This window comes from Vibrio sp. Vb2960 (assembly GCF_033337665.1).
GTDB lineage: Bacteria > Pseudomonadota > Gammaproteobacteria > Enterobacterales > Vibrionaceae > Vibrio > Vibrio alginolyticus.
In genome coordinates, this window is the sequence record NZ_JAWORD010000012.1 from 18,908 (window position 1) to 41,159 (window position 22,252).

General features: G+C 45.2%; 19 protein-coding genes. 12 read left to right on the forward strand and 7 right to left on the reverse strand.

Annotated features, from left to right (window positions below; all coding sequences use genetic code 11):
* The first annotated feature begins 1 nt into the window (after position 1).
* The 4 genes from bcsA to R7O03_RS11915 are packed head-to-tail and all read left to right on the forward strand — an operon-like array spanning position 2 to position 9,771.
* On the forward strand, positions 2-2,635 hold the full coding sequence (gene bcsA, locus R7O03_RS11900) for a UDP-forming cellulose synthase catalytic subunit (protein ID WP_258452278.1): 2,634 nt from the start codon (positions 2-4) through the stop codon (positions 2,633-2,635).
* Positions 2,625-4,910, forward strand: coding sequence for a cellulose biosynthesis cyclic di-GMP-binding regulatory protein BcsB (gene bcsB, locus R7O03_RS11905; RefSeq protein WP_258452279.1), 2,286 nt, complete (start codon positions 2,625-2,627; stop codon positions 4,908-4,910). Before bcsA ends, bcsB begins: the two co-directional genes overlap by 11 nt.
* Entirely contained in the window at positions 4,910-6,016 is a 1,107-nt protein-coding gene (gene bcsZ, locus R7O03_RS11910) for a cellulose synthase complex periplasmic endoglucanase BcsZ (RefSeq protein ID WP_258452280.1), read from the forward strand. Before bcsB ends, bcsZ begins: the two co-directional genes overlap by 1 nt.
* The gene (locus tag R7O03_RS11915) at positions 6,007-9,771 is read left to right on the forward strand and encodes a cellulose synthase subunit BcsC-related outer membrane protein (protein WP_258452281.1); all 3,765 of its coding nucleotides are present in this window, start codon (positions 6,007-6,009) and stop codon (positions 9,769-9,771) included. Before bcsZ ends, R7O03_RS11915 begins: the two co-directional genes overlap by 10 nt.
* Before the next feature lie 60 nt (positions 9,772-9,831).
* Here R7O03_RS11915 and R7O03_RS11920 read toward each other — a convergent pair whose 3' ends face one another.
* The 3 genes from R7O03_RS11920 to R7O03_RS11930 all read right to left on the reverse strand — a co-directional run bounded on the left by R7O03_RS11920 (position 9,832) and on the right by R7O03_RS11930 (position 12,945).
* Positions 9,832-10,686, reverse strand: coding sequence for a co-chaperone YbbN (locus R7O03_RS11920; protein WP_005388628.1), 855 nt, complete (start codon positions 10,684-10,686; stop codon positions 9,832-9,834).
* 472 nt (positions 10,687-11,158) lie between these two features.
* A complete protein-coding gene (locus R7O03_RS11925; RefSeq protein WP_064353702.1) occupies positions 11,159-11,986 on the reverse strand; it encodes an SDR family oxidoreductase in 828 nt (275 codons plus the stop codon).
* A gap of 44 nt (positions 11,987-12,030) precedes the next feature.
* Positions 12,031-12,945: a TIGR01777 family oxidoreductase gene (locus R7O03_RS11930; protein WP_042523142.1), complete on the reverse strand. Its 915-nt coding sequence runs from the start codon at positions 12,943-12,945 to the stop codon at positions 12,031-12,033.
* Positions 12,946-13,200: 255 nt separating this feature from the next.
* Between R7O03_RS11930 and R7O03_RS11935 the strand changes: the two genes are divergently transcribed.
* The 6 genes from R7O03_RS11935 to yfcE all read left to right on the forward strand — a co-directional run bounded on the left by R7O03_RS11935 (position 13,201) and on the right by yfcE (position 16,447).
* On the forward strand, positions 13,201-13,935 hold the full coding sequence (locus R7O03_RS11935; RefSeq protein ID WP_017634823.1) for a DUF1538 domain-containing protein: 735 nt from the start codon (positions 13,201-13,203) through the stop codon (positions 13,933-13,935).
* Positions 13,932-14,723, forward strand: coding sequence for a DUF1538 domain-containing protein (locus R7O03_RS11940; protein WP_025766994.1), 792 nt, complete (start codon positions 13,932-13,934; stop codon positions 14,721-14,723). Before R7O03_RS11935 ends, R7O03_RS11940 begins: the two co-directional genes overlap by 4 nt.
* Positions 14,713-15,063, forward strand: a complete 351-nt coding sequence (locus R7O03_RS11945; protein ID WP_005382084.1) for a P-II family nitrogen regulator — start codon at positions 14,713-14,715, stop codon at positions 15,061-15,063. Before R7O03_RS11940 ends, R7O03_RS11945 begins: the two co-directional genes overlap by 11 nt.
* Complete coding sequence (locus tag R7O03_RS11950; protein ID WP_005382085.1) at positions 15,060-15,467, forward strand: CBS domain-containing protein; 408 nt, start codon at positions 15,060-15,062, stop codon at positions 15,465-15,467. The genes R7O03_RS11945 and R7O03_RS11950 overlap by 4 nt, the downstream gene beginning before the upstream one ends.
* A gap of 149 nt (positions 15,468-15,616) precedes the next feature.
* Positions 15,617-15,826 carry a hypothetical protein gene (locus R7O03_RS11955; RefSeq protein WP_005382086.1) on the forward strand — a complete coding sequence of 70 codons (210 nt, stop codon included), beginning with the start codon at positions 15,617-15,619 and terminating at the stop codon, positions 15,824-15,826.
* A 75-nt stretch (positions 15,827-15,901) separates the two neighbouring features.
* Positions 15,902-16,447: a phosphodiesterase gene (gene yfcE / locus R7O03_RS11960; protein WP_017634822.1), complete on the forward strand. Its 546-nt coding sequence runs from the start codon at positions 15,902-15,904 to the stop codon at positions 16,445-16,447.
* 39 nt (positions 16,448-16,486) lie between these two features.
* Here the strand turns inward: yfcE and R7O03_RS11965 are convergent, their stop codons facing one another.
* From R7O03_RS11965 to R7O03_RS11980, 4 genes are read right to left on the reverse strand one after another with little or no spacing between them, the layout of a single operon-like run.
* Positions 16,487-16,765, reverse strand: a complete 279-nt coding sequence (locus R7O03_RS11965; RefSeq protein ID WP_005382088.1) for a SelT/SelW/SelH family protein — start codon at positions 16,763-16,765, stop codon at positions 16,487-16,489.
* A 21-nt stretch (positions 16,766-16,786) separates the two neighbouring features.
* Positions 16,787-17,542 (reverse strand): sulfite exporter TauE/SafE family protein, encoded by a 756-nt coding sequence (locus tag R7O03_RS11970; RefSeq protein ID WP_042523148.1) that lies wholly within the window; start codon positions 17,540-17,542, stop codon positions 16,787-16,789.
* Between the two features lie 46 nt (positions 17,543-17,588).
* A complete protein-coding gene (gene toxS / locus R7O03_RS11975; protein WP_005382091.1) occupies positions 17,589-18,104 on the reverse strand; it encodes a transmembrane regulator ToxS in 516 nt (171 codons plus the stop codon).
* Positions 18,105-18,115: 11 nt separating this feature from the next.
* The gene (locus R7O03_RS11980) at positions 18,116-18,994 is read right to left on the reverse strand and encodes a transcriptional regulator (RefSeq protein ID WP_005382092.1); all 879 of its coding nucleotides are present in this window, start codon (positions 18,992-18,994) and stop codon (positions 18,116-18,118) included.
* A gap of 271 nt (positions 18,995-19,265) precedes the next feature.
* On the opposite strand from R7O03_RS11980, the gene htpG reads away from it, so the two are divergent.
* Positions 19,266-21,170: a molecular chaperone HtpG gene (htpG, locus tag R7O03_RS11985; RefSeq protein WP_017819957.1), complete on the forward strand. Its 1,905-nt coding sequence runs from the start codon at positions 19,266-19,268 to the stop codon at positions 21,168-21,170.
* Positions 21,171-21,489: 319 nt separating this feature from the next.
* A complete protein-coding gene (gene adk, locus R7O03_RS11990; RefSeq protein ID WP_005382094.1) occupies positions 21,490-22,134 on the forward strand; it encodes an adenylate kinase in 645 nt (214 codons plus the stop codon).
* Positions 22,135-22,252 lie beyond the last annotated feature (118 nt).

The window sequence follows — 22,252 nt, forward strand, 5'->3', positions numbered from 1 at the left end:
TATGCGAAGTCTTAATCTGATTTTCCAACGTTGGGTAGTGGACCAATTCAGACTGCAGAAGAACGCTTACGAGCAAGCCTGGAATTGCAAAACAAACTGGGTTGGTGAGTGTGCTTTGTCTTTTTGGTTTTCATTGAGTTTTGTATTTTTAAAGCCGGCTATTTCGGGTGTTCCCTCATGGAAACTGCCTTTGGTTTACTATCCAAACGTTAATTTTGCTGCGCCAAGATGGTTTGATCCTGTACGTTTTTTTATCCAAAGCGTGTGGTTGCTTTGCTTCAAGCAAAACGTAAATACAGCATGGTCCAAAAAAACCAGCAGCTTAGCGATGACTTTAGCCGAACAAATTCGCAATGCGTTCTACTTGCCATTTGAATTGGTTGCAAAAAGCGTCCGCTGGTTAGAACAGACAGCGAACAACATCAAAGATCCACAAGTTCGAGAGCGTATTAAAGCAAGTAAGTCAGCGATGGCGTTGAACTACACCTTGCTGTTTTTCGTGGTGTTAATCGCTTTGCTTTGTTTTACGGTGCCATTTGGTTATCAGGCTCAGACTGTCTTTGTGCTGTTACTCTGGGCATTAGCGATGATGGTCCGTCGCATGCCGGGTCGTTTTCCTACCATGCTTTTGATCATCTTGTCGGTTACGGCCTCATGTCGATACTTGTGGTGGCGCTATTCGTCTACCCTGAACTGGGACGATCCTGTTGCTTTGTTTCTAGGGGGCGTTTTACTTCTAGCTGAGACGTATTCTTGGATTGTGCTGATGCTTGGCTATTTCCAAAATATCTGGCCATTGAATCGCAAACCAGTATCGATGCCACCGGATCAGTCAACTTGGCCAACCATTGACTTGATGATCCCTACTTACAACGAAGATCTCGATGTTGTGAAAGCGACGGTTTATGCCTCGTTAGGTGTCGATTGGCCGAAAGACAAACTTAACATCCACATTCTGGATGACGGCAAGCGTGATAGCTTCCGAGATTTCGCCAAAAGTGTAGGGGTGAACTACATCCGCCGCCCAACGAATGAACATGCGAAAGCCGGTAACATTAACTATGCGTTGAAGCAGACCAGCGGTGAGTTTGTTGCGATTTTTGACTGTGACCATATTCCTACACGAGCATTTTTTCAGCTCACAATGGGGATGTTCCTGAAAGATCCAAAGTTGGCGCTTATTCAGACGCCGCACCATTTTTTCTCACCGGATCCTTTTGAGCGTAACTTATCGAACTTTCGTAACGTGCCAAACGAAGGCAACTTGTTTTACGGCCTGATTCAAGATGGTAACGACTTATGGGATGCGACTTTCTTCTGTGGCTCGTGCGCTATTTTACGTCGAGAGCCTTTAGAGGAAGTCGGTGGTATTGCAGTCGAAACCGTGACGGAAGATGCGCACACGTCTCTGCGCATGCACCGTTTAGGCTATCGTTCTGCATATCTTAAGCAGCCGATTTCTGCTGGTTTGGCGACAGAAACATTGTCTGCACATGTTGGGCAACGCATTCGTTGGGCTCGCGGGATGGCGCAGATATTTAGGGTAGATAATCCATTGACTGGAAAGGGGCTTAAGCTCTCTCAACGGCTTTGTTACGTCAATGCCATGCTGCACTTTCTATCTGGTATCCCGAGGATTGTATTCCTGATCGCACCCTTGGCTTATTTGTTGCTGCATTCCTACGTGATTTATGCGCCAGCGCTGGCGATCATTTTATACGTATTACCCCACATGATTCACGCCAGCATGACCAACTCTCGTATGCAGGGTGACTACCGTTATTCGTTTTGGGGTGAGGTATACGAAACCGTACTTGCTTGGTATATCGCAAGGCCAACAACGGTGGCTTTGTTTGCGCCCCATAAAGGGACATTCAACGTAACGGCAAAAGGCGGTTTGGTTGAAAAGTCTCACTACGATTGGGTGATCTCTCGACCATATTTGGTTTTGGTTGCACTCAACATTCTGGGCTTTGCTGTAGGGATTTACCGAATGGGGTGGGGGCCTCAAGACGAAATCGGTACGGTTATCGTGAATCTCGTTTGGACGATGTACAACTTGTTGATTTTAGGTGCTGCTGTCGCCGTTGCGGTAGAAGCCAAGCAAGTGCGAAAAGATCACCGAGTAGAGGTGGCGATTCCTGTCGCGGTAAGGCTTCACTCAGGACACTTGATTCAAGCGCAGATGAAGGATTTCTCTTTGGGTGGCGTGCGCATTGAAATAGACGGAGTCGATGAACCAACCTGTGCGTACCTACTTGGCCAAACCTTAGAAGTGATCCTCAATCGCGGTGGTCAAGAGTTCGTGTTCCCGATGACGGTTGCCTATGCTCATAAGGGGATATTTGGTTTACAACTCAACGAATTGTCTCATCAACAACAAATCCAATACGTCCAATGTACATTTGCACGTGCAGATACGTGGGCGAAATGGCAACAAGGCTATCAATCAGATAAGCCTCTCTCGAGTATGCAGGCTGTACTGCAAGTCGGCTTTAATGGATACAAACGCTTGTTGCAACATTGCCCTAAATTTGTTCAGGCCAGTGTGGATGCACTTTTATTTTGTATCGAATTTATTTGGTCACTAAGACCTCGTTATGTCCCAATCAGGACCTCAAGTCATGCTAAATAATAAAAAACTAACAGCGTTGACGACGGCTATCACTCTCATGTGTATGTCGGGCAGTCTCGCGGCACAAGAAGTAAGTCAGCAACAACCAACGCCTTTGGCACAGCAAGATGCTGAAAATTCGACCGTATTTAAGCGTGTCATTCCATTTAGTCAATTGGGTTACAGTGGTTCAATTGCTATTCAAGGTAGTGAGGCCAGTGCTTATATTGGTTTCGGTTCGCGACTCGATGAGGTGGTGTCTAAAGCCACGTTGTACTTTGACATCACACCTTCACCAGCGTTGCTCTCTTTGGTTTCTCACGTCAAAGTGTATTTGAACAATGAGCTTATGGGAGTGGCGTCAATCGTCGATGGTCAGCAAGGTAAAAAGTTGAGCTTATCGATGCCGCTGGATACTCGTTACTTCAGCAACTACAACCAAATTCGCTTTGAGTTGATTGGGAATACTCAGAAAGACTGTGCCAACCCAAATGACTCGAGCATTTGGGCCGAGATCAGCCAAAGCAGTCGAATTGAAATGTTCGCCCAAAAGACAATGCTGGAAAGTGACTTGAGCTTGTTGCCAGCGCCGTTTTTTGATGTCCGTGATTTCAGCCAGTTAAATCTGCCTGTCGTTATGGGCGGCAAATACGATCTGGATGATGTCAAAGCTGCCGGTGTCTTGAGCTCTTACTTTGGTGCTCTTGCGGGTTGGCGTGGCGCTCAATTCCCTTTTAGTGTCGATACGTTACCTAAGCGCAACGCCATTGTCTTTGTTACCAATGACAACAAACCTGAGTTTCTGAGAGATTTTCCAGACACGGATGGGCCTCGTCTTCAAGTCATCACTCACCCAACTGACCCGTACGTGAAGCTTCTTCTAGTGATAGGTCGTGACAGTAAGGATCTTAACGTTGCGGTGCAAGGTTTGGCGTTGGGAAACCAACTTCTTACTGGGCCAATCGCGAAGATTAATGAAGTCAAACAAATCAAACCACGAGTCCCGTACGATGCGCCAAACTGGGTGAGTACGGCTCGTCCCGTTGCATTATCTGAATTAGTCGAACAAAAAAGCATGTTGCAAGTGGAAGGCCGAACGCCTCCTCCAATCAATGTGAGTTTGCGCTTACCACCCGATCTCTTTACTTGGCAGAGCCGTGGTATACCGATGGATCTTAACTATCGGTATTCGCCACCTGCTGCGGATCATTCTGGTTCTCGCCTGACTTTGAGCATCAATGACCAGTTCATTGAGGCGTTTAACTTAACCACAAAAGGCCAAGGTGGTGAGTCTAACCGTGTGCGTGTTCCTCTGTTAGATGACAGTATTCTGAGTGGTGATGCGCTTGTTCGTATTCCGGCATTTAAAGTTGGCAGTAAAAACCAAATCGAGTTTGAGTTTGGTTTTGCGTCGGTGACTGATGGGCAATGTCAGGTGACGCAGCCAAGTAAGCAATACGCGGTCATTGATGGTGACTCTACGGTTGATTTTAGTGGTTTCCCTCACTACATCGAAATGCCAAATATGCGCGCTTTTGCTACTTCTGGCTTCCCTTACACACGCATGGCCGATTTGTCAGAAACTGCGATTGTTGTTCCAGAGAGAGCTCCAAAAGAAGTGTTGCAGACCTTCTTAAACGTCATGGGCTCGTTAGGAAGTGATTCTGGGTACCCAGGTATTCAGGTGCTTTTGACAGATAAATGGAATGCTGAGCAACTAAAAAATAAAGACATCCTGACGATTGGTGTTGTGGATGCACTAGAAGAAGCCGCTAATAACCCTGACCAAGTTAACTTAGTGGTTAAAGAAGGTCAGAGACAAATTCGCCTGCCAAGCAAAAATGAAAAGCAGCTCGGAATGAACTGGATGAGTCCAAGTGATGCTCGTCAAGTGGCCGCGGATTATGTTTCTGTTGAGGCAGAAGGCTCTTTTGCTGCTATTTATGGTGCAGAATCGCCATTTACGAAAAAACGCAGCGTCATTTCTATTATGGCGGCTCACCCGTCAGATTTTTCGTCGGTTGATCGCGCGTTGGCTGACTCCGGTAAAGTGGAGCACATGTTTGGCTCGGTGGTGACGTTGAGAAATAACGAAGTAGCAAGCTACAACGTGGGTTCGCACTACTATGTCGGTAAGCTTCCTGTGTGGCAGCTCGTTTGGTATCACTTCTCTAATCACCCAGTCATCGTTGCGTGCTTTGCCGCCTTGCTAGTGGTGATCGTAACCATTGTGCTTTGGCGCGTATTACGTCAAGTCGCGTCTAGACGTTTAGAAAAAACTGAGGAAGAGGAATAATGAAAAAACTCATCTCGTTCCTTATGTTGTTCGTGTCTCCTTACTTGTGGGCTAACACCTGCGAGTGGCCACAATGGGAAACATTTAAGTCGGTATACATGGAGCAAGGCCGAGTCGTTGATGGCAGTGACGAGCGTATGATTACAACCTCGGAAGGCCAATCTTACGCATTGTTCTTTGCCTTGGTTGCCAATGACCCTAAAACCTTCGATCAGGTTTTAAAATGGACTCAATCACATTTGGCTGGTGGGGATTTGACGGCAAGGCTTCCCGCTTGGTTGTGGGGAAGAAAAGAAAATGGTCAGTTCGGAGTGTTGGATTCTAACCCAGCGTCAGATTCTGATTTGTGGATAGCTTACTCCCTTGTTGAGGCGGGGAGATTATGGAATAACTACTACTATCAGACCCTTGGACATCTGATCGCGAGTCGTATTTTACGTGAAGAAACCGTCAACATAGCGGGAGTTGGAACGGTATTGTTGCCAGCTCCAACGGGCTTTGATGCCGACGGCCAGTACCGTGTGAATCCGAGTTATGTTCCGTTACAACTGATTGCTCGTATGCAGTCGCTGTACCCGCAATACAACTGGGATTCAATGTACAAGGCAAGTGTTCACATGCTAGAGAAAACGATGCCAGCTGGCTTTAGCCCAGACTGGGCAGCATTGAGAAATGGTCGTTATAGCTCAGATGTGGTTACAGGGCCGATGGGCAGTTACAACGCGATCCGCACTTATCTTTGGGCGGGTATGCTAAATGACCAAGTTTCAGAAAAAGCAGTATTAGTACAAAAAATGCAGCCGTTTGTCGCGGCAACCAAAGCCCTTGGTGCGCCAGCGAGAGAAGTAAATACTGAAACGGGTAAATATACCCAAGCAGGAAGCGCAGGTTTTTCTGCTGCGGCTCTTCCGTTACTCGCGGCTTCTGGTGAATCTACGCTGTTGGAGACGCAGTTTCGTCGTGCTCAAAATGAACTTGTGGTGGACAAAAACGATCATTATTACGACAACGTATTAAGTCTATTTGGGCTTGGTTGGTATGAAGAACGTTACCGTTTTGGTGTGCAAGGTGAATTGCTTCCTGTATGGAGCGAGAGATGTCAGTAACAGGACGCGTGTTATGGTGGATTCCACTGGTTGCTTTGGCGGCTGGTGGCGTCGGCACTGTGCATGCAGAAAGCTTTAGCTCAACACCTCTGACAAAGTCGCAGCTCGCACAGGTCTACAAGCCTATCGAGCTGGTTCAATTTTCCACATCATTAGCACGAGTTGACTCGGTTGAGTGGTTGGTTGAGCAGCTAAAACTGGCGGATGCGATTGGCCGAGATGATATTGTCGAGAGTACTCTGGAGAGGCTGTTCGCGATTGAAGAAAGCAATCCAACGGGGCTTTTCTATCAAGCGAATATGTATCTGAAACGTAAGCAGCCAGAATTAGCAAAACCGGTATTTGAGCGCTTAATCAGACAGGCGCCTCATTCGACTCAAGCGAAAAACTTGTCATCGATTATGGCTATTCAGGGAGAGAAAAGAGCGGATTATCAGCGCGCTCAGTTGCTTGCAAAATCTGGTCGTTACGATGAAGCGATTCAAGCTTACAAAGCCCTTTTCCCAAATGGAATGCCATCACCAGCGTTACAACTGGAATTCCTACAGTTGCAAAGTAATTTGCCAGGCAGTTGGAGCTCGGTAAAACAGGGACTGGAACGTTTAAATGCAAATTATCCTAGTGTTCCGTCTTTTCAACTCGCGTTAGCCAACCACATTCGCAAAGAGAATCCTGCCGATCCATGGATTCTCGATACCTATAAAAAGTTAGCGCTTGCTCCTTCGGTTGGAACAAATGCGGCAACGTCGTGGTTGCGTGCATTGGATCAATTGCCTATTTCAGATCAAGTTGTTCAGCAATATGACATTTTAGCTAGTTACTACCCGTCTGACATGGAGATTCAAAGAGCGAATCAAAGCGCGAAAGATCGCTGGAAAAAGGAAAAGGAACTACGAAAAGACCCCACCTATCTCGCTAAGCTCAAAGGGTTAGCGTTGCTCGAGGAAGATAAAACCGACCAAGCAGAAGCTCAGCTGCGTTATGCGTTGACGACTCGTCCGCAAGATCCTGAATTGCTTGGTGCTATGGGTAAGGTTTATCTACGTAGAGGGCAGCAACAAAAAGCGCTCGGATACTTTAAACAGGCTCAGCACTTAGATCATAATCCTGACTCGGCCTCAAAATGGGCAGCGCTAATCGAGACTTCTCAATATTGGGCGTATCTTGATCAAGGTGATGCCTTGGTCGAAAAAGGCCAGTTTAAGCAAGCAGAAAGCGCTTATCAAAAAGCGATTCAAGTAGATAAATCCCAACCTTATGCTTATTCATCATTAGGCTCTTTGTATCTGGTACAAGAAAATTATGCCGCGGCAGAGAAGGTTTTCAAACAAGCTTTGCAACTGGATAGCAGCAATAGCTCTGCATTGCGTGGTCGCTTAGATGTTCGTATTCAGCAGCAAGATTGGTCTGGCGCGGAAGCACTCGCGCGCAGTTACTCAGCCCCACAGCAGAAAGTGGTCGCTGAAAAAATAGCGAGCATCAAGTCGGAAGTTATTTTGACTCGTCTGCGGATCGCAATCGCTCAAAATGATCAGGCAACGATGAAAGCGTCCGTAGAGGAATTGATTGCGCTACAGCCAACCTCCCCATGGTTAAGGCTTGATATTGCTGACGTGGTTCATTCAATGGGCGACAAAGTACGCGCGGATACGCTGATGTCCGATTGGGCTACATCTAGTAATGACCCTGAAATGAAATTTGCTTACGCGCTTTATCTCGCGCAGGACTTCAACGTGAATGAGGCCATCGCTGAGCTAGAGAGTATCGCACAACATGACATGACAGACGCAATGCAGCGCAATTTAACCCGCTTGAAGCTTGATGCTCAGTTGAGAGACATTCAAACGCGTTACTTAGCTTCTCCCGAATCAGTAATGGCGACATTACGTGCGCTAGAGTCGGATTATCAAGGTCAAATTCAACCGCTCGCTCGTCTAGTGAGTGCGTGGTTAGACATTGATGAAGTTAAGGAAGCTGAGAGGATTTTCCAAAACATTTCGCTTTCAGAAGATTGGTCAACCGATGACAAACTGGCTTACGGCAGCATGATGGTAAGCTTGAATCACTTTGAATATTTTGATCGTTGGTACGCGGACTTAGCATTAAATTCCGCAACACAAGATTTAAGTGCTTCGGAAGCATTACAGCTTGATGAACTCAAAACCCGTCGACTGTTGAGTCAAGCGGATCTGATGCTGGTTAATCAACAGCCTAAGCTTGCGTTGGATTTGTATGAACAAGTTTCTTTAAAGCCTGAGCCATTTAAAACTCAAGCAGAAATTGGCATGTTGCAAGCTAGTGCTTTGACTGGATATGAAGCGACGTATCACGACATGCACCTCATTTTGAATAAAAAGCGCGATAGCTTAACTGCGGCACAGTTGATGACAGTGGCCGCGGTGTTTAATCAACAAGGCTATCGAAATGACGCTAATGCGCTAAATCAGTTGTTGGATGCGATGCCTGATGCCGACGCATTAGCATTTCGCAATAGCATGTCTATAGCAATGGAAAATCAACAGTGGGCGTTAGCTGAAACACGCGCCTATCAAGCCTTAAATCGTGACCGAATGGATAAAAATCGTGAACCTGAAGAGGCGAAAAAAGAACCCCTAAGCTTACGCGAGCTATATGATACTGCTGACGACTACTGGTTGACTCGTAACGTCAAATCGGACATCGATAAACTGCATGATCGGAGTGATGGGCATGTCATGATTGGCTGGGATTACAGTGCACGAGATGGCCGTAATACTTCGAATCAAGTGCCCATAGAAGCCCGAATCCCGATAGAGAGCTGGGATGGGCACCTGTTGCTAAAAGCCGATTATGTTTCTATCGATTCAGGTCAGTTGGACTATTATGAAAAAACCACCGATTCTGACAGCACTTCGTTCCAAAATGACGCATCAGGTATGGCATTTGGAGTGGGCTGGCAGGCTGAAGATTGGTTGGTCGATATCGGCACGACACCAATTGGTTTCGACCATACCACATGGGTTGGTGGTGTGCGCATCAATGGGGACCTGGGTGAGTTCGGTTGGACGGCAGAAGCTTCGCGTCGCCCAGAGACCAGTAGCGCGCTTTCTTATGCTGGAATGTCTGTCCCTAGCGGCACGACTGACCCTCAAGGGACTAAATGGGGCGGAGTTGCTCGTACTGGTGTGAAGTTGAGCTCAAGTTGGGACATTGGTGGCCCTTACGGTTTTTGGAGTAGCTTGCAGTATCATGTTTTGACTGGTGAAAAGGTTGAGGACAACACTCGTTTAGGCGTGCTAGGTGGAGCGTACTACAAGTTAATTGCAACGGATGACCAGCGTTTAAGTATAGGTACGAACTTAATGTACCTTGATTACGACAAAAATCTGGGTGAGTACACGCTAGGTCACGGTGGCTACTACAGCCCGCAAAGTTACTTCTCGGTGTCTTTACCTATCAACTTTTATGGCCGATACAACAGTTCTTGGTCATATCAATTGAGTGCATCCGTCTCTAACTCTTGGACTAAGGAAGACGCGCCATACTTATCGACAGTAGCGGAGTCAGACAAAGGTGGTGGTTTTGGTACGTCGTTGCAAGCGGCGGTGGAAAAGCGAGTCAGCAAACGTTGGTATCTTGGTGCGTTAGTCGATGTACAACGTTCTGAGTTTTATACACCAAACCATTTCATGCTTTATGCCAAGTACACCTTTAATGATCGTTGGCAACCAATAGAGTATCCGCCAGCAGCACCAACGTTGTATAGCGACTTCTAACAAAAAACAAAGGCCGGAAATCCCGGCCTTTGTTGTCTTATTCTTAGAAGAATGCGGCGCTTAGTACAAAATTGAGTAAAGCTGGCGACGATATTTGCTTGCTAATGCGTTACCTTGACCTAGCGCACTGAGAATATCCATAAAAGTCTTCTTCACGTCACCGTCTTGGGCGCCCAAGTCTTTTTTAAGAATATTCCACAGCAGTTCCAACGCTTCTTCATCCCGACCAACTTGGTTGTATTGTACCGCCAATTCACAAGCGAGTTCGAAGTTTGCCATGTCTGCTGCGTATGCTTGTTCTAGTCGCTGTAACTCAGGGCTATCTGCAGCCTGCAAATGCAGCTCGAGCTTGGCTATTAGGCTCTTGTAGTAGTTATCTTGATACTCGAGAGGGATAGCGTTCAGTAGTTCTTGGGCAATATCAAATTGTTTGGTTTCTAGCAAACAATCAGCCATCGCGAGTTTCACATCACCACGCTCTTGCAGCTCTGGCGGCAAAGTGTGGATGATGCTCAAAGCCTGAGCATGCTCACCTTGCTGAAGAAGTTCACTGACTTGTTTTAATAGTTGTTCATCTGGGCTTGGCAAATGCTTTTGTAGCATGGTAGCAATGGCATCAATTGGCTGGGGGCCTCCCAGACCATCGACGGCTTGACCATTTATAAACAGCGCGATAGTTGGCAATACTTGCACGCCAAATTGAGACGCTAAAGCGGGCTGATCTTCACAATTTAGTAGAGCAAGCGTAAATGCACCGTTGTACTGTTGAGCAAGAGATTGCAACTCAGGGAGTATCTGTGCGCTTTCTGGCTGAGCGTTGGCCCAAAAGTGGATCAAAACGGGCGTGTTCATTGATCCTTCAAGCGTTTCGCGAAAGTTCTGTTCTGTTATCTCAACGATAAATGGGGATTGCATCAGAGTATCCTTGCCTTGTGTCTTGTCGTTGATATTAGATATGGAGTTGATTTAGGTGAAATTCAAGCGACATTCACCATCAATAATGAATCATTCTATTTTGAGAAAACGTGGGGTAATAGAGTGAGGTTATTGCTGCTCAGGTGTTAGATAAAAAGAAAACGCTGCCGAAGCAGCGCAATTCTAATGCTATTTGTTAGTGCGGTATCAAAATAGGATGAACATGGTCAACACTACACCCACACTAAGCCAGTTAAGCTGATTTAATGTCATTGTTGCCTCGCAGTAGTATAAACATTGCTACAAAACGTAATGGGTGGCGATACCAAATCTAAGCAACTCAATCACTTTGGGCGAAAGAATCCCCGCTGAATTGCGTAGAAATTGATTCGTTTAGTTGAGGTTTTTTTAACCTACATGTTCATAATGACATCACATTGTTACGGTGAAATTACATTTCGACAAAACTTTTTTATGCAGCCTGTCGCAAAATTTTATCAAGTACACGGGTTGGAAGTAGTCTTTTCAGGACTGCGAATAATTTAGTCGGTGTAGTAATTCGATAACGAATTTTCGGTGAAACGCTAGTTAATGCATGAAGAACTGGTGCGATGCAAGACTCTGCAGGCAAAACAAATCGATTATTAGACTTGTCGTTGTTGAGTCGCTCTCTTTGTCCTTCATAAGCATGACGATGGGGGCTAGATTCAATATCAACCCACTTCTCAAAGGCTCGTAATGCATTGTTTCTAAATTGAGTTTCGATCGGTCCTGGTTCTATCAATGCCACTTTGATATTCGTATCCGCAAGCTCTAGCCTGAGCGTATCTGTCCAGCCTTCTAAGGCAAATTTTGATGAATTATAGGCGCCACGGTATTTCATTGCGGCAAAACCAAGAACAGAGCTGTTTTGTATGATGCGTCCTTCGCCTTGCTGGCGCATATGAGGAAGCACTTCTCTGACCAACTGGTGCCAACCAAAAAAGTTGGTCTGAAATTGATCTTGAAGAGCCTCGGTGGGTAAGTCTTCCAGTGCTCCGGGCTGACCATAGGCACCATTATTGAACACTGCGTAAAGCTTACCTTCTGCTAACTCTAGCGCTTGCTTCACGCCCGAAGAAATGCTTTCTGGGCTATTTAGGTCTAGATTGATGCAGGTTAGCCCTTCATTAATTAGGCGCTGGACATCTTGTTCTTTCCTACAAGATGCAATGACATTAAATCCCTTGTTTTGTAGGGCGTGAGCGCACACGTAACCGATGCCGGTTGAACAACCCGTAATAAGAATCGACTTTTTCATAATTTAATTTAAGACTCAGAAACATTGATTGGAGCCATCATTCATCAGCTCCGGTCATGAAGCAAGTGCTTGAGTGCTGGCTCTATTCTGGAGTAGCTAAATTTAAAGCCCAGTTCGGTGAGTTTTTTGGGTTTGGCTCTCATGCTATCAAACAATAAGCAGGAAGATTCTCCCATTAGGAGTTCCATCGCCCATTTAGGCGTGAACAAGATATGCGGACGTTTTAGCGTTTTAGCTAGTGTGCCGCTGAATATACGATTAGTCACAGGATGGGGGGCGCACATATTGAATGCACCGTGGGCATGTGGTGTTTCAAGCAAGTACATGATGGCGCGGACCATATCTAGGATGTGAATCCAAGGCATGTACTGATTACCGTTCCCAAGTGGGCCGCCTACGCCAAGCTTGTAAGGTAATAGCATTTTTGCCAACGCACCACCATTAAGGCCGAGTACCACGCCAGTTCTCAGTAGACAAACCCGTGTTTGTTCCGACTCTGCGCGCTTGGCTATTTGCTCCCACTTTGCACAAACCTCGTGAGGAAAGTCGTCGCTATTAACATGTAAGCACTCATCAAACGGATGGTCTTGTTGATCACCATAGTAGCCAACTGCCGAGCCACTAATAAAAACAGAGGGAGGTTCGGTACTTGCGTGGATCAGCTCAACAATTTGCTCGGTAATTTTCCAACGACTTTTGCAAATTTTTTCTTTTTGCTCGCTGGTCCACCTTTTATCCGCAATAGGCTCACCTGCAAGATTAATGACGGCATCAACGTGATTGAGATCGGCGAACGACTCGAGCGAGTCAAGGTATTTGATATTACCCAGATCAGCATGCTGTAGGCGTTGTTTTGCTCGCTCTGGAGAGCGTGTAAGTAGCATAACTTGGTGAGTTGATAGCAGCTTGAGCAACTCCGAGCCAATAAACCCAGTGCCACCTGTGAGTAATATCTTCATGTTATCTCTTTGAATGTACACGTATTAGAACATTATAGTCGTTTTGTGCTTAGCTTGATCATCTCAACACCATTATTTCTGGGATAGTGACAAGCTGGCAGAGATACTATTAACTTCACATATTAGAAAATATGTAACTAAATGTTATAGATGGCGCTAGTGCATTCACGGTAGAAGAGTGAAATCTATGCCAGACTAGAAGTTATCGCTCATTGGAACGAGCGTAATCAGTTTGCACAATCAAGGAGGATAGGCATGGAAGCATTTGTTGCGCTTTTTCGAGCGCTCCTCAATAGTGCTCGTGACTTATTACCCATCATCATTGTTATCACTTTTTTTCAATTAGTCGTTTTGCAAGAGCCGCTGCCCAACCTGGTCTCCATTCTTTTTGGCTTGTTGCTTGTCGTTTTAGGATTAACCTTTTTTATCTTTGGCCTAGAACTTGGTCTTTTTCCTATCGGAGAGAGTATGGCTCAAGCCTTTGCAAAAAAAGGCAGCGTATTCTGGTTGTTAGTTTTTGCGTTTTGTCTAGGCTTTGGCACCACGATCGCCGAGCCTGCATTAACGGCCGTAGCAGAAGAAGCATCAGAAGTTGCGGCAGAAGGAGGGATGATCACAAACTCAGAGCAATCCATGCAGGATTATGGACAAGGGCTACGAGTAACGGTGGCACTTTCTGTGGGGATCGCTATCGTTATTGGCGTTCTGCGCATCTTAAAAGGGTGGCCAATTCATTACATGATCATCGGCGGCTACGTCGGCGTTGTAATACTGACGTGGTTTGCACCTGAAGCCATTATTGGCGTTGCTTACGATTCCGGAGGTGTAACCACGTCCACCATAACAGTACCTTTGGTCACTGCACTGGGTGTCGGTTTAGCGTCTTCTATTAAAGGGCGTAACCCTATGGTGGATGGCTTTGGTTTAATCGCTTTTGCCTCGCTGTTACCGATGATGTTTGTGATGGTTTACGGAATGGTCGTAACATGATTTCAATTGATCATTTCCTAGACACTTTGTTATCGACCGTTCGAGACGTCGTTCCCATCGCCAGCATTATTTTTGGTTTTCAGTTAGCGGTGTTAAGGCGTCCTGTTAGCAACCTTAAGAAAGTTTTGCTTGGGTTCGTTTATGTGATTTTCGGGTTAGCTCTTTTTTTACTTGGATTAGAAATGGCGTTGTTTCCACTTGGGGAGACGATGGCTGTGCAATTAACGGCGCCGGAGTTTTTACAAGAGTTCAAAGTATCGGTAGGGAAAGCCTTAATGTGGGTCGACTATTATTGGGTTTACACCTTCGCCTTTTTTATAGGCTTTAGTACCACGATTGCAGAGCCTTCTTTAATCGCTGTAGCGATAAAAGCAAACCAAGTCTCTGGAGGCAGTATCAGTATTAACGGCTTGCGCGTAGCCGTTGCGTTTGGGGTGGCAATTGGTATTGCATTAGGGAGTTACCGGATTGTCGTGGGCGATCCCATTCATTATTACATCATCGTGGGTTACATCGTCGTTGTGATTCAAACGTTTTACGCTCCTAAGCTTATTGTTCCACTCGCCTACGATTCTGGAGGCGTAACAACTTCTACCGTCACTGTCCCACTTGTAACTGCATTAGGGTTAGGGCTTGCTTCGACCGTCCCTGGAAGAAACCCAATGATTGATGGCTTTGGCTTGATCGCGTTTGCCAGTCTATTTCCTATGATATCTGTGATGGGCTATGCGCAAATAACCCAGTGGCTGAATAAAAACGTCTCGGAGGAAGAAGAAAATGCGCTTTAAATTGATACTTGCGTTTGTGGAAGACAGCAAAACAGACAAGGTGTTGGACGCTGCACGCGATGCTGGTGCGACCGGTGCAACAGTGATTAACAATGCTCGCGGGCAAGGTTTAAATCAAAAGCGAACGTTTTTTGGTTTAACGCTAGAAGTGCAAAAAGATGTGCTGCTGTTTGTGGTCGAGGAACATCTATCTCGACACATATTAGAGACCATTAATGAGGTTGGTGAATTTGACAGAGAGTCGGGACAGGGGATTGCTATTCAGATCGATATTGAAGATGCAGTCGGTGTCGCGCATCAAGTCGAGACATTGACCAAAGTAGTCGAGGATGAATTATGAGTGATCAAACGATAATTAGAGTTCGAGATGTTATGGCGGCAACGTATGTAATGGTTGATGGACTGATGACCGTATACGAAGGCATAACGCTAGCGAAAAAATACCAAGTCAAAGCGCTGGTGGTGAAAAAGCGAGATGATAATGATGAATATGGCATCGTGTTGATGAATGATATCGCCAAAAAGGTGCTGGCGAATAATCGTTCTCCTCAGCGCACAAATATTTATGAAATCATGACCAAGCCCGCTTTGTGTGTCGAACCAGATATGAACGTAAAATATTGTGCACGTTTGTTTGAGCGATTTGGCATAAGCAGAGCGCCGGTCATTGAAAGTGGCGAGGTCATTGGGATGGTGAGTTATAACAATATTGTCATCAACGGTATGGTGCGAGAAGAAGTGTAATAGGTTGATATAAATGAAAAATCAACGAATTTTTTCTCAAGTCAGCGACTGTTACAAAGAACTAAAATATTTAATATATGTTAGGTTGCATATGTGTTAATTCACCATTATTCTTTGCGCCCTAAGCCTAATGTCGAGGAATCTGTATCATGCCTTTAGTCTCTTGCCCCGTGTGTGAGAAACAAATCTCAAAACGCGCTCATGCATGTCCAGGATGCGGAGAGCCCGATCCGCTGCACCATCTAGCCAAATCAAAATTTATGTCGATGGTGTTTTGGATACTGGTGTTGGTTGGAACAGCGTATGCAGCATGGTTCTATGTTTTGCCTATGGTCATTGAATCATTGCGCTATCAGTAGTATTCAAACCGTCGTAGGTTGAGCTGTTAAAAAAATGCCGTAGAATGACCTCATACTTTTTGAGGAGACAATGTCGTGAAACTATTTTTTGCCTCAGACCTGCATGGCTCTTTGCCAGCAACTAAAGAAACCATTGAGCTATTTCTGGCCTCTGGTGCGCACCACCTGATTTTGCTAGGAGATACGCTAAACCATGGGCCGCGAAACCCTATTCCGGAAGGCTACAACCCTCCACAGGTAGCAGACTTATTGAACCAATACAGTGATCAAATTATTTCTGTACGTGGCAACTGTGATAGTGAAGTGGACCAAATGCTATTGAAGTTTCCAATGATGATGGATTACTCATGGGTGCTACTTGAATCTGGCAAGAGAATCTTTTTGACTCATGGTCACTTGTACAACTCTGAAAAACGGCCGCCACTACGTGAAGGTGATATCATCGCCCACGGTCATACACATGTTCCCGTCGCAGAGATGCAAGATGGAGCCATTATATTCAACCCAGGCTCGATGACATTCCCACGTAATGGCTTACCGAGAAGCTTTGGTACTCTAGAAGACAATAAGCTAACGGTAAAAACGCCAGAAGGCGAAGTATTAGCACAAACCATGATTTAACGGTTTTACTAAGTAAAAAAATAGGGAGCGAATTGCTCCCTATTTTGTGTCTGAATGTCCTAAATCGCGTTCTGGGTCGATAATGTCTCTAACGCGCTGTTTTAGCACCTTGGCTTCAGGAAAGCCGCTGTCTTTTTTCCGTTCCCAAATTTGCTGGCCATTACAGAAAATTTCGAAGCGACCACCTGTGTCTGGGTGTAAGCTGATTGTTTCTATTTCTTCACTAAAAGTATGCAGTAATTCTTGCGATAGCCAAGTTGAACGCAACATCCAGTTGCACTGGCGGCAGTAATAAATATCAATGATTGCTTTATCCATGAAACTTTCCTTTTAATCTTTTTAAACCAGCAACTTGATGCCCACGGCAAACGTGAGAATTTCGAATGCAACTTTAATCACTCTGTTACTGTATCGAGTCGCGGCCCATGCGCCTAAACTGCCGCCTAGAAATGAGCTTAACAATAAAACAGGCATCCAAGCCCAGTGAATAGGGGCCCCTGCCTGTACGACGGCAATGCCTCCAATGCCATTCCAAAACAGGCCGACACAAATCATGGTGTAAGCAACGGCTTGTTTGTAGTCGTAACCAAACCAGCGCACCAAAAATAGTGTCACGAGCAAACCAGAACCTGCGGTAAGAGATCCGTTGATGATGCCGATAAACAGTAAGCCAATTCCACCAATAACCCAACCGATAGGATGACGGTTACGTATTACTTCAGCTTGGCCTAGCGATGTCTTAAATCGCGAGTAGATACCTAGCGCTAGGATCATCGTGCCGAGCATCTTTTCCGCGATACCATCAGGGATCTGTACAATTAAGTTAGCCCCTAAAATCACGCCAATACTACCGGACAAGATAAGGTAGAGCGCGATTTTCCATTTAATAGTGCCTGATCTCAAATGCGTGCTTGCTGCGCCTAAGCCTAAAGCGACCGAAGCCACCTTATGTGTGCCTAGCGCAACGGAGAACGGTAAGCCGAGAAAGATGAGTAAAGGGAATTGAAGCAAGCCTGCTCCGCCACCGGAAAGTGAAGCCAGCGTGTTGGCGATTAGTGAACCGAAAAAGAGAGTAGTGGTATCTAGCCAATCCATAAGCAAAACAAAGGGGGCGTCTTGCCCCCTTATCATCCAATCAAAATTAGTTTTTAAACAGTACCGAAGAACCGTGGTTCAAGCTAGTGAGCAAGAGTGTTTTTTCGTTCACGACGTCAATACGACGACTTTGCTCCGCATCTAGCTTAAAAATTTGAGTAATCAAACGTAGCTGTGCTTCGGAAAAGTCTTTTGATTGAGAAGATGAAATATCTTTAAACTCCGAAGGCGAGACCAACAAATAGTTGTCACTTACTTCCCAGCGGCCTTTTTCCGAGATATTTATCGTTGATTCTGCGGTTGAACCTTGAGCGAATAGTTTTATATTTGCTACGCGAATATAGTCACCATTAGGGAGATATTTCACGTTTGATTCAACATTAACTCGGCGTAGTGGGCCGACAGTATCGTCAGGCAAGCTGTCTGTAATGACTGTCACCATGGTCGACTGCCATTCGTTTGCTGTGAGGAGCTGCTCCACTTTTAGGTCACTCCCCCAATACAACCAACTACTGAAAAGAACGGATACGGCCAAAACCGCAGATGCTAATTTAATCTTCATATTGGCCTCCTTTATTTGCAGATGTCTGTTGGATCGTTTTGACCTGCGAAAATACGCAGTGTTACGTTCTCGTAAGAGTGGTTACTGTCATGAATGTAGTTCAGAATCAGCTGGTTATTTTGTCCACCAGTGGCAATCACTTCAACTGGCAACGAGTCTTCTGCATGGTGCTTCACGTAGCGCTCAATGCATTGCTCTATTGAAGGCAACCAGTTGTTGATTTGAGGGTGATTTACAGGTGTCATCACCGGTACACTTTGATACTCACCAATCTGACGGAATTGGGATTCCGCAGGGTTCGTGAATAACAATACGCAAACAGGAAGCAGCAGAGACAAAAAGATAATGACACGCGGTAGCCAGTTAATCGTGTTAGATGCTGGCTTCGGCTGAGTTTTAGTCGGCTCTACTTGAGGCTCAAGATCAGCAGTAGTATCGGTCACTATCTCTGTTGGTGGTGTATCGCTCGCTTCTAACTCCACTGCTGGCGCTTCTTGTTCAGAAGCGGTTTCTTCAACGTCAGTGTTAGAGTCAGTAGAAAATGGGCTCAATCGTTCCACTGAACAAATGAGTTGGTAGCCACGTTTAGGTACCGTTTTAACAAACTCTGGAGATTTTGTTGAATCCTTCAACATCTTACGCAGAGTAGAAATCGCTTGAGTCAGGCTTGAGTCATCCACCTCAAAACCTTGCTCACGCCAAACAAACTCGTGAAGCTCGTTACGGGTTAAAACTTCGTTTGGTCTCTCTGCCAACATCAGAAGTATACGGCTTTCGTTGCTTCCTAATCGTACAACGTCGTTGCCGTTTTGTTGGTCAGCGAGCGAATTACTATTTGGATCAAAGGTGAACCTTTGAGCAAGTAGAAATTTGGTGCCAATGTTAGTCATTTAGTTCTTCTTAGATGGATGATGTTGTAATTATGGTGATTTATGTCACAAAATTACCGGGGCGCTTGGAGTGCGCACGACATTTTAGATGCTTTTAGACGGGTAGGATAATTAAAATTTTCTAAAAAAACACCGTTTTTAGCAATATTGACCTTGAATTTACATTTGTCAGCCACATGTTAAATGACATCTCGGTAAGGTGATTTCAAGGGGAAAGTCACAAACTTGTCCCTATGAAAAAGCCAATTAGTTTAGATGTTATGGAGCACACATGAGCGAAACCGTATCTCAAAATAAAGAAACTCGTGGTTTTCAATCAGAAGTAAAACAACTACTGCATTTAATGATCCATTCTCTTTATTCAAATAAAGAGATCTTTTTGCGCGAGCTGATCTCTAACGCATCAGATGCATCAGACAAACTGCGCTTTCAGGCGTTATCTAACCCAGATCTATACGAAGGTAATGCAGACCTTTGCGTGAAACTGTCGTTTGATGAAAGCGCAAATACCTTAACCATTTCTGATAACGGTATCGGTATGAGCCGTGATGATGTGATTGAGCACTTAGGAACAATCGCAAAATCTGGAACAGCCGAGTTTTTCTCAAAGCTATCTGAAGAGCAGAGCAAAGACTCTCAGCTTATTGGTCAGTTTGGTGTTGGTTTCTACTCGGCATTTATCGTTGCTGACGCGGTTACCGTGCGCACTCGCGCTGCCGGTCTAGCCGCTGATGAAGCGGTACAATGGCACTCAGCGGGTGAAGGTGAGTATACCATCGAAAACATTACCAAAGAGTCACGTGGTACCGACATCATTCTTCATATGCGTGAAGAGGGTAAAGAGTTTTTGAATGAGTGGCGTCTACGTGACGTTATCAGTAAGTACTCTGATCACATCGGCATTCCTGTTTCAATCCAAACTGTCGTTCGTGATGACGAAGGCAAGGAAACGGATGAGAAGAAGTGGGAGCAAATCAATAAAGCCCAAGCACTGTGGACGCGTAACAAATCTGATATTTCAGAAGAAGAGTATCAAGAGTTCTACAAGCACGTATCACATGACTTTGCCGATCCCTTGGTCTGGAGTCATAACCGTGTAGAAGGTAAAAACGACTACACGAGCTTACTATACATCCCATCGAAAGCACCTTGGGATATGATGAACCGCGACCACAAATCAGGCTTGAAACTGTACGTACAGCGCGTATTCATTATGGACGATGCAGAGCAATTTATGCCGTCATACTTACGCTTCGTACGTGGTTTAATAGACTCAAACGATTTACCGCTAAACGTATCGCGTGAGATTTTACAAGACAATAAAGTGACTCAGTCTCTACGTAATGCTTGTACTAAGCGCGTGCTAACGATGCTCGAGCGTATGGCCAAGAATGACGAAGAGAAATACCAATCATTCTGGAAAGAGTTTGGTCTTGTGATGAAAGAGGGCCCTGCGGAGGACTTTGCAAACAAAGAGAAAGTTGCAGGTTTATTGCGCTTTGCTTCAACTGAAGTGGACTCTTCTGAGCAAACTGTGGGCTTGGCGTCTTACGTTGAGCGCATGAAAGAAGGTCAAGATAAGATCTACTACTTGACGGCAGACAGCTATGCAGCTGCGAAAAACAGCCCTCACTTAGAACAGTTCAAAGCGAAAGGCATTGAAGTTATCTTGATGTACGACCGCATTGATGAGTGGCTGATGAACTACTTAACTGAGTTTGATGGTAAACAGTTCCAGTCAATCACTAAAGCTGGGCTTGATCTAAGTCAGTTTGAAGATGAAGCAGAAAAAGAGAAGCAAAAAGAAACCGAAGAAGAGTTTAAGTCGGTTGTAGAGCGCACGAAGTCTTACCTAGGCGATCGTGTGAAAGAAGTTCGTACGACCTTCAAACTCGCATCTACGCCTGCTGTTGTGGTAACGGACGATTACGAAATGGGCACTCAAATGGCGAAGCTTCTTGCGGCAGCTGGTCAAGCTGTGCCGGAAGTGAAATACATCTTTGAGCTAAACCCTGAGCACGAATTGGTTAAGCGTATGGCTGACGAAGCCGATGAAGAAGCGTTTGGTCGCTGGGTTGAAGTTCTGCTTGGTCAAGCAATGCTAGCGGAGCGAGGCTCTATTGAGGATCCAACAGAGTTCTTAGGAGCCGTTAATCAACTTTTGACTAAGGTGTAATAACCTCTGCAAATCAAAAAGCTCGCATTTCGCGAGCTTTTTGTTTGTTGTCGCAAAATTTTGCATCTCAAGTGCTGAGTTAATAATCAATAGGGCGTGAAAGAGGGTACTGTTAACATTCTTTAGTCTTAATACACTCTTTGCTCAGAGAACCTGTGATAGAATCTGCGACTTGAATGTGAGTAATAAGGCGTGTATTTTGCTCGCCTATATACGTTATACCGAAACTTATCGTTGCAGGTGCTTCTCAGGCTTGATGTCTAAGAGGTCAGCTATTGTGAGCTTCGGTATAAATCTTAAATATTAAAGAGGATAAATCATGCGCATCATTCTTCTAGGTGCTCCAGGTGCAGGTAAAGGCACACAAGCAAACTTCATCATGGAAAAATACGGTATTCCACAAATCTCTACTGGTGATATGCTTCGTGCTGCTATCAAAGCAGGTACAGAGCTTGGTAAACAAGCTAAAGCTGTTATTGACGCTGGTCAGCTAGTTTCTGATGAAATCATCCTTGGTCTTATCAAAGAGCGTATCGCTCAAGAAGACTGTGCAAACGGTTTCCTACTAGATGGTTTCCCACGTACTATCCCTCAAGCTGACGGCCTAAAAGAAATGGGCGTAGACGTAGACTACGTTATCGAATTTGACGTTGCAGACGATGTGATTGTTGAGCGTATGGCTGGTCGTCGTGCTCACCTTCCTTCTGGTCGTACTTACCACGTGGTTTACAACCCGCCTAAAGTGGAAGGTAAAGATGATGTAACTGGTGAAGATCTTGTTGTTCGTGATGACGACAAAGAAGAAACAGTACGTGCTCGTCTAGGTGTTTACCACGAGCAAACTGCACCGCTAATCAACTACTACGGCAAAGAAGCTGAAGCAGGCAAGACTAAGTACCTTAAGTTTGATGGTACTAAGCAAGTAGCTGAAGTTAGTGCGGATATCGAGAAAGCACTATCTTAATTTGCTGAAGTCAAAAATTTAATATTTTGATATATTGAAAGCGGCCCAAGTGGTCGCTTTTTTTAGTTTACTCGTAAACATATATCTAATTAACTTCAGCTCGGCTATTCGTTACTTC